Here is an 8,973-nt window from a genome sequence, read left to right as displayed (position 1 = left end):
ATTATAAACAAAACAGGCATTGCGAGCAGTCAGGTTATATGTCATACCAAAGTTAAGCGTGCCGTCGCCTTTCGTGCCAGCCGCATCATCATTATATGTTAGTTGAGTTCCCGCAGAATTATATAAATATCCATATGTATCAAGCGTGTTGTGCGATGAGTTAAAATAATACGTCCCAGATTGTCCTGCTACAAACCTGAAATAGTCATTGTCGCCCGGGATATTCACCCAAACGTCAATCGAATATGCATCGTTTATAATACCTAAATCAAACGCAGTGGCGATCGAGCCACCTGCTCTATCATTATCCGCTCCAAGCCCTGTTTCAATCACGCCTCCATTCATAGTGTAAACAGGCATCATACCGGTTACTGTAAGCGTTCCTGCAACATAAGTAATCGTATATTTGCAGTTTGCCGTTTCATTAATCACAAACCCATAAGGCGTTATGCTATACGTTCCAACAGGTCTTGCCGCGCCTGCCGTTCCAGAAACAGTATACGCACCTGTTATGATATTTGGGCTACCCGTCGCAGGGTTAGGAGTATACGTATATGAATAATTCGTTGGATCCGCCGTGTTATAAACTTTTTCCAAATTGCCCGCAGTAATCGTGACAGGAATCGTCGCTTTATTAATCGTATATGTTCCAACCGCATAATCATTCAAAGCGGCATATACGCCATCTGATAGCATATCCAGAATAACAATATATTGCCCCACATTCGTCGGTGGAGTTTGCGTTTTGATCCCGTTCTCACCAAGATACCAAATAGTTTGCGCCCCTTGCGATGGAGTTACAATCGTCGCAGGCAAAGGCGAACCAGTATATGTCACCTCATTTGCAAGTAGCGTTGCATATGGGTTTACACTCAAAACAGCCAGCTCACCCGTATGATAAACAATTCTATATGTATAGTTGTTCGTAGGTTGTATAACGAAATCCCTAGGCGTCACAACATAATGCCCAATAGGCCTGTTCACGCCGGAAACCGCACCAGAAATATCAAAAGCACCCGGAGTTATAATTGGATTCCCTGGAATATTATTAGGGTCTGTCACAATTCCAAAGGTCACAGGATCTGCGTCGCCATATACTTTTTCAGTATAAACAGGATATAAATCTACAACTAATTCAACCCCCACTATCTCATAATTTCCAACAAACACATCTTGCGCAGCCGCATAGTTTCCGCAAGCCTCTTGCGAAACAGTAACTGTATACACACGCGCATCAACCGGCAACGCAGTAGAATTATTGTATTTAACCGTCATATGCCCTTGCGATTGGCTAACAATATTAGCATTATGCGGCGCGCCATCATAATTCACAACACGCGGATTATCCAAATAAATATTAGGAGCAGCAGGATTTATAGTGAATGTGCCGATACATTGTCTAACAACCTCTGCATAGTTTCCATAAGCCTCTTGCGAAACGGTTATGCAATATTCTCCTGCCTCTGTAGGCAAATCTGCATCATCTTCATAATAAACCGTAATAGCACCGCCCGATGTCGAACTAACAACCGTTCCATGCTCATACCCGTCATATGTAGCCGTCGCTGGGCTATACGAAAATTCAGGCGCAGCACCTTCTATCGTCCAAACTCCAGCCTCAGCCTTCGTAAGCGCCAAATAATTTCCATGCGCAGTAATAGAAACTTTAACTAAATACGTCCCCTTATTTGTCGGCGCATTTGTCGTCTCACTATAATTCGTGCTGCCGATGCCAACATAATATACAGTTTGAACGCCCGTCGCATTCGTTATGATCGTCGCTGCTTTTTGCGTTCCATCATAGATAGTCTTATCAGATGCAAGTGATACTTCCGGCAAAATTTTATCAACGGTTAAAGTCCCATCAACATAACTCAAATTATAAGTAAAGTTAGCTGTGTCAGGAAGCGAGAACCCATAAGGATGAATATCATATGTCCCGGCTGGTCTAGCCGTGCCTGAAGGAGTGCCCAATATGCTGATATACCCTTCATTAACGCTAGGCAACCCTTCTGGATATTCAGGGTCAAGCGAATAAGTTAAAGCTGGGTCTGCCTCGCCAAAATCTTTTGTTTTATCGTCCGCAACAATCGAAACATTAACCGTTTTTCTCGTAACCGTTAAAGTTCCTTCTATATATTGTATATCATATACGTAATTGCTAGACGATGCCGAAAATCCTTCTGGATGAATTGTATAATCCCCAACAGGGCGTGATGGCCCCTCCGCTTCACACTCACAATGATACGTCCCCGCAATAATATCAACTTGCTCCGCTATTCCATCAGTAATTTCTGTGTGATAAGTAAATTCAGGGTCTTCTTGCCCATAAATTTTAGTTTTATTATCTGCAACAATCGAAATTGTGCGATGAGCTTGGTCAATAGTAAAGTCCCCAAGCGCAACGCCCGCCGCAGCAATATGGTTCGCACCAACAGTTATATCAGCTGTTATAGCATATATACCACAATTAGTCGGCACAGTCTGCGAACCGTTATAATACACAGTAATAACACCGCTACTATCGCTAGTAACAGTCGCCGCTTTAGGCGTTCCATCGTATACAGCAAATGTAGTCTCTAATGTGAGCGTAGGCTCAGCTTTTGTAACCTCTAAGTTCCCCGAAACATAAGTTATGTGGTAAGTATAATTATCCGTATCCGCAATAGTAAACCCATAAGGCACAATTTCATGATTTCCAGCAGGTCTGGCCGCGCCTGAAGGGTTTCCTAATATGCTGATAAATCCATCTCCTACAGTCGGCAATCCTTCTGGATATTCAGGGTCTATCGAATATGTAAGTTCTGGATCCGCCTCGCCATACACTTTTGTCTTATCATCCGCAATAATCGAAACTTCAATAGTTTGCTTAGAAACAGTCAACGTTCCAGGCACATATTGGATTTGATATTCAAAGTTAGGCGATGTAACCGTAAATTCGACAGGCATAATTTCATATGTCCCCGCAGGTCTTGCCTCACCTTCTGCCTCACCGTCGCAAGCATACGTTCCCGCCGTTATTTGTAACCCGCTCTCTTCTTCCGTAACCTCATAGTGATAGGTAAACGCAGGGTCTGCATCGCCATAAGTTTTCGTTTTATTATCAGCAATAATTCTTGCTATAATCGTCTTAGGCTCAATCGTGAAATCGCCAACTAAAACATTCGTGCGCGCCGTATAGTTAGTTCCCTCCGTTATGCTCGCCGTAATAGTATAAACTCCGCAATCAGTAGGCACAGTAGCCGACCCGTCATAATATACCGTAATATTCCCATTCGAATTAGATGTAACCGTCGCTGCCTTTGGAGTGCCATCATATTCAGCAAATAACGTCTCTAATGTAAGCTGCGGAGTTGCTTTTTCAACAACTAGCTCGCCGTTAGTATACGTAATTTCATAAACGTAATTATCTGTCTCTAAAAATTCAAATCCACTTGGTGCGATATCATATGCTCCTGCAGGTCTGTTCACGCCGCTAACCGAGCCACTAATCGCAAGAACACCCTCCGTCATATACGGATTATCAACAGGATTTTCAGGCTCTATAGTATAAGTTAGCTCTGGGTCCGCATCGCCGAACGTTTTTGTCTTATTATCTGCTATCACCTCAACAGAAACAGTTTGTTTTGAAACAGTAAGCGTTCCGTTTTCATAACTAATAGCAAAGTTGTAGTTTGAATCAAGCATCGTGAACCCGTCAATAGTAATGCCATATTCACCAGCAGGTCGCACTTCAGCGTCAAACCCGTCAATAACCATCGAGCCAACATTAAATGTGCTAGCCAAGTTCCTCGCACCGCTAGGAATAATTTCATATTCTAGCTCTGGATCTTCATCGCCATAAGTTATAACTTTGTTAACCGCCTTGATAACAACTTCAACATCAGCCGGCTTAATGGTCCACGTTCCAAGCTCAAACCCTGTCAAACCTAAATAGCTGCCGTCCGCCGTTAAATCAACTGTTATTTCATAATCACCAACATTAGTTGGCATAGTCGTGCTTCCATTATAATAAATTGTCAACGCACCGGTAGAATTCTTCGAAACCGAAGCCGCAAGCGGAGACCCTGTATAGAAAGCAAAATCCTCGTCAAGCGTAACCGTCGGCGTAGCCTTGTCGACAATCAAATTCCCGTTTTGATAACTGATAGAATATGTATAATTTTGCGTGTCAGCAATTTGAAAACCAGAAGGCGTTATTGTGTATGTCCCAACAGGTCGCGACGTGCCAGCCGTTCCCGAAACTGCATAGCTCCCAACAGATATCTCAGGGTTTCCAACAATCGAGTTAGGAATCGTAACATAGCTGTTCGCCGGATCTTCCTCGCCAAATGCTTTTAATTTATTTTCCGCTTTAATAACAACATTTTCCGTCGCGCGATTTATAGTCCACGTCCCAAGCGGACAATTTTTAAGTTCCTCATAATCACCATCAGCCTCGATGTCAACCGTAACAGTATATTCGCCAGCATTCGTCGGCACATTCGTCGAGCCATTATAATAAACCGTAACCGCACCATCGCTCTCACTAATAACAGTCGCAGGCTTAGGCGTCCCATCATAAATAGTCGAATAACTTTGCAAATACGCATAAGGATCAGCAGGAAGCACCATAAGCTCCGCACTTTCATACCTAATCGTGTATGTATAATTATTCGTCGTTCCAACCATGAAATCTTCATTCGAACGAATCGCATAAACACCAACAGGTCTAGCAACGCCAGTCGCTAAACCATTTTCTTCTATATAAAACGTAGGATTTTGTATAATAGCCGGATCGCCAGGAATCGGATTTGGAATAATACTATATGTAAACACATTAGGGTCCGCATCGCCATAAGTTTTTTCTAGGTTCCCCGGTGTAACAACAATCTCAAGCTCAGCCGGAGTGATAACCCATAGCCCAACTAGCACATGATCTAAAGCATTATAATTATTATGTTGCGCTATCGACGCATAAACCGGATACTCGCCAGCGTCAACCGGCACACTTCCTTGAAAATCCCAGCCATAGAATAAGGTAATATCTCCCAAAGAGTTGGATAAAACAGTCGGCGGATTCGGGTTGCCATCATAAATAGCAGTAGGTGTCTCAAACCAGAAAACCGGATCAGCTCCTAATATCTCCCAATCGCCAGCTTGAATATTAGAAACTGCAGAAAAAATTCCGTCTGCCGCGATATCCACTCTAACTTGATAAGTGCCAACATCAATCGGTACGTTCGCGCTTCCATCATATCGAACCGTCATGTTGCCAGTCGAGTTTGTAACAACATTAGCTGGCTTAGGATCGCCATCCCAAATCGTACTAGTTATAGGCTCTGGCATCGCCTCGCCAAACCCAATCTTGTTTATAATAAAACCATAATCGCCTTTTGTCGCGTTGTTATTAGATTGCACTTTAACATAAACCGTCTGCCCCGCATCAAGCTCATAAGAAATCCCAAAGTTGGTCCACAACCCGCCATAAGTATCCTGCGCTAAAATAGCTCGGCTCGAATCATATAGCTCGCCATGCGTGTCAAGCCCGCCGGTCGTATAAATATAATATGTCCCAGCAGTCTTCGCCGTGAATTTATACATATCGGCATCATTATTAGAGTTTATAACGCACGTCGCGCCAAATTGTTCTATCGCATGCAAATCAGTCGCATAATCAAAATCATCGCCAACTAAATCACCTGTTAAATTCTTGTCCTCATGGAATGTATCAACAAACGCAACCGGCGCGTGCCTTGGAAGATTGATTTCAATCTCAGCCGCGATATCTTCATTGAATACATATCTGCTATAGGTTATATATCCGCTTAATGCGAAAAAGTTTAATACTAATAAGACCGCAGCAAGAATTGCAGCTATGCAAGTGTATTTTTTATTCGACAGTAGTTTTTTAATCACAGCTGCTAATCCTCCTTCCAGCCTAATTTCTCCCCTAATTTATATTAAAAATCCAATTTTTGTTCACCTTTAAACTCAATCTTCAACCTATCAGCTATATTCTGCAACTCATAATCATTCGCCGCAATCGTAAGCGTGTAGAAATCATTTTTCTTTTGATTCTGCTCAATAGTTTGAACGCCTGTCTTGAAATTCGAAAGCGGGATCACCACCCCGTTTTTCTTAAGCTCAAACTTCGAAAAATCATTCAGCGAGAAACTATTGTTGACAAGCCCAAACTCAACTGTGTAGTTAAACGATACATCCGATTTCTCTTGCAACTCATTAAAGTTCGCTATCGAAAAATTTATTTCAACTTCCGAGTCGCTAATAATAACAGTGTTGTTTATTGCAGGAGTGATAGAGAACACAGGTTTGGCAACTTCAATTTCCCCCGAGCCTGCACCCCATCTAAAATATCTAGCAAACGAGAAAAATGCAAATAAAGATAATATGATAATAACCAGCACCATCAAAAGTATCGTCTTTTTCTTGTTTTTCTCTTGCTCTTTATTCATCTTTCTCTCCTTTTTTCTATTCACTGCTCAGCGGTTGCGAGAATATCTCTAAAAATAGTTTATACACACCAGTCGCAATCCCCACCGGCGTATCTTTGTTAGTCTCTACCCATTTCCATTCGACCTCATAATCGATAACTTGCATAAAGTCAAACACAGTCTCTATTTTTATCTCACTAGGATAAACCCAAGTGTTCGCATTCCCAGCAACATATTTATTATCCTGCTTTATGCGATATTTCATATTGGCTTTATTCGGATTTTCCTCTATACATTTAAGCATTATTTGGAATATACTACGGTTCGTGTTCCTAACCACAAAGTTAAATTTGCCATGCGACTCCGGCGCTATCTTTTTTGGCACAACATTCGCACTCACTTGGCTGAATAGCGGAAGACTAACGTAACTGCCCCAAATATCGCCATCATTGCTAACTTCTATCAGCTCATATTCCGGCGGTTCCTCTGGGTCTGGGTCATCCGGATCAACTGGCACGATCTTGCCATCCTCAATCTTCAGGTTTTTATCAATCTTTTTGCCTTTAATCTTTTTTAGCGGTCTTCCTAAATCAATCTTGAAACCAAAATCCATCTTCTCTTCCCACGTATAATCCTTATTCGCCGTCGCGTTGTTCCAATACGGAATCAAATATATTATCAGGGATAGCAAGGCTAAAATTAGAAAGCAAAGTATCAAGACGCGCTTTTTTTCGTCTTTCTCTTCTTGTTTTTTCGGTTTTTGTTCCAAATTTAATTGAATTTGCGTCATAATACCCTCCTTTCTAACTTGCCTAAAACGAAGAAAGCGGGCGGAGCCTATTTCCAGCTCCCCCCTAGCTTCCTAAGAATTAATCAGTAGTTTCCCTCAAAACAACAACCACCTTTTAATTAGTTTAATTTTTGTTTTAGCTCGATTGAAGCAGGCACTCTAATTGTTGCAGCTTCTTCGCCTTTCAATGTATCATCTGCGTCTGGCTCAACATCAAATGCTGTTCCTTCTTCCCAAGATACTTCGATAATTAGATTATAAACCTTGTTGATCGCGATTCTGTTGCCTTCGCCATCTGTTGGAAGAGCGATTGTGCCGACATATTTGTCTTCGGCATTTGGAGCAATCGTTACAGGTGCACCAGCATCAGCAACAAACTCTCCAGCAACCATCTCACCGATTACATATTTAACACCAGAAATATGCAAGTCTGCTGATGCGTCAGCCGATAGCTGAGACAAATCAATGTCAAGCGCATAATCGATTGCAACTTCTGTTCCTACAGCATCAACTAGTAGATCAGCTTTTGCTGTGTGTCCTGGAGCAATTTTGCCTCCAGCAACTGTCTCTGATGGATCTGGTGTAAATACCAAATCACCAAAGTCTGTTACGCCGTTTGCTAGGTCCGTCTTGTTAACTTTAACAGCCCAACGTGCTACTTCCACATCGCCACCACCTGATGCTGTAGATAGGTATCTAGCAAATGTGTTAAAGAGGAAAAATCCAAGCAACAGTATCGCTACCGCAGCTATAACCCCTTTAGTTCGTTTTTTTGATAAAATGTTTTCCATTTTAATCATCCTTTCTTTTTCTTTTTATATTTTAAAAATTTAACAAATTAAAGTTTTTTACTGCTCTTTATTCCTTGTCCCTAACATCGCGAGTATCAATATTAGCAAAACAGGAATTCCAATGATTGCTATAACGCCTTCCCTAGTTTTCAAAAATGAAGATAAACGTAAAAAACTTGGAAGCGATCTAACATATTTTCCTTCAACATCTTTTATCGTCTTTATAGCCTTGTCATCTCCAGAGTTGTTATCGCCCCTTGTGATGAACTGGTCGCCCTCTTTGTATACCACCCTATGGGTCACATAAGAGTTGCCCTGACGAAAAGTGATTATGTCTTTAACATTAACTTCATTCGTGCTTTTGATGAGTATGCTATCACCCATTTTAATCGTCGGCTCCATCGATGCAGTCACTACATTCAATATCTTATAGCCAAACAAGTTAGGTATGCTTTGCTTGTTCGTCGTCTGCTGATAATATAAAGACCCAATACATCCAAGCAAGAATACTATAAGCAAAGTTAGAATCACAGAAACCGCTTTTTGGAGCACAACACGTAGCTAAATAGCTTTTTAGGCGATAGTTTGCACTATTCTTTGGTACCTTTTGTGATTGTTCTCTTTGGCTGGGCTGGCTGGATTCGAACCAACGCATGCCAGGATCAAAACCTGGTGCCTTACCGCTTGGCGACAGCCCATAAAGCTGCGGACAAAAGCTCGCCGCTCCGTTTTTGCCAACCCCGCAAAAACTTGCGCTTAACTCGCTCTGCCTTGCTTATTTCGAAAAACTCATCAAACCTGTTCGTCTTTCGATAAAAACATAGAAGCTTGTCTCTAGACATGCTGATATATTATACACTATTATGCGGGGAATGTCAAGGGTTTTAGATGTTTTGTATTAGATGGCCTACTTTGTGCGACAAAGTAGGCAAAACGTGGGGCGTTCCGGATCGCCCCA

The 8,973-nt window shown here is 41.9% G+C and carries 5 protein-coding genes and 1 tRNA gene; all 6 read right to left on the bottom strand.

Annotation, left to right across the window (positions count from 1 at the left end):
- Positions 1–5,898: MBG domain-containing protein (locus ACYVTD_RS07890; protein WP_461247228.1), on the bottom strand; the 5,898-nt coding region annotated here is incomplete at its 3' end.
- Positions 5,899–5,942: 44 nt separating this feature from the next.
- Positions 5,943–6,455 carry a hypothetical protein gene (locus ACYVTD_RS07885; RefSeq protein ID WP_461247227.1) on the bottom strand — a complete coding sequence of 171 codons (513 nt, stop codon included), beginning with the start codon at positions 6,453–6,455 and terminating at the stop codon, positions 5,943–5,945.
- A 16-nt stretch (positions 6,456–6,471) separates the two neighbouring features.
- Positions 6,472–7,224 carry a hypothetical protein gene (locus ACYVTD_RS07880; RefSeq protein ID WP_461247226.1) on the bottom strand — a complete coding sequence of 251 codons (753 nt, stop codon included), beginning with the start codon at positions 7,222–7,224 and terminating at the stop codon, positions 6,472–6,474.
- Between the two features lie 119 nt (positions 7,225–7,343).
- The gene (locus ACYVTD_RS07875; protein WP_461247225.1) at positions 7,344–8,015 is read right to left on the bottom strand and encodes a hypothetical protein; all 672 of its coding nucleotides are present in this window, start codon (positions 8,013–8,015) and stop codon (positions 7,344–7,346) included.
- Positions 8,016–8,072: 57 nt separating this feature from the next.
- Positions 8,073–8,546 carry a signal peptidase I gene (locus ACYVTD_RS07870; RefSeq protein ID WP_461247224.1) on the bottom strand — a complete coding sequence of 158 codons (474 nt, stop codon included), beginning with the start codon at positions 8,544–8,546 and terminating at the stop codon, positions 8,073–8,075.
- A gap of 92 nt (positions 8,547–8,638) precedes the next feature.
- A tRNA-Gln gene (locus tag ACYVTD_RS07865) sits at positions 8,639–8,713 on the bottom strand.
- Positions 8,714–8,973 lie beyond the last annotated feature (260 nt).

Source organism: Treponema sp. R6D11, from assembly GCF_054786075.1.
The sequence above is the reverse complement of the archived record's forward strand: the minus strand, read 5'-3'. Positions and strand labels throughout refer to the sequence as shown.